General features: G+C 67.5%; 1 protein-coding gene. It reads right to left on the bottom strand.

Going from position 1 to position 243, the window contains the following annotated elements; all coding sequences use genetic code 11:
• A partial coding sequence (locus FS767_RS22515) for a CoA-transferase (RefSeq protein WP_305986826.1) occupies positions 1-241 on the bottom strand: 241 nt, incomplete at its 3' end.
• Positions 242-243: the final 2 nt, after the last annotated feature.

Here is a 243-nt window from a genome sequence, read left to right as displayed (position 1 = left end):
CCAGTTCGCCGGCGAGGTACTGGCGCTCGAATTCCTTGTTCTCGCCGACGTAGGAGGAAATCATCTTGCGGATCTGCCGGGTCTCCAGCAGCTGGCCGAGGCCGAAGCCGTCCACCCCGGCGTTGTTGCTGATGGCGGTCAGTTCGCGGGCGCCAGTGTCTCTCAGGGCGGCGATCAGCGCCTCGGGGATGCCGCAGAGACCGAAGCCGCCCACGGCCAGGGTGATGCCGTCGCTGACCAGCC

The sequence above is a fragment of the Pseudomonas sp. DE0010 genome, assembly GCF_007680745.1.
Classification (GTDB): domain Bacteria; phylum Pseudomonadota; class Gammaproteobacteria; order Pseudomonadales; family Pseudomonadaceae; genus Aquipseudomonas; species Aquipseudomonas parafulva_B.
This window is presented reverse-complemented; position numbering and strand designations above follow the sequence as displayed.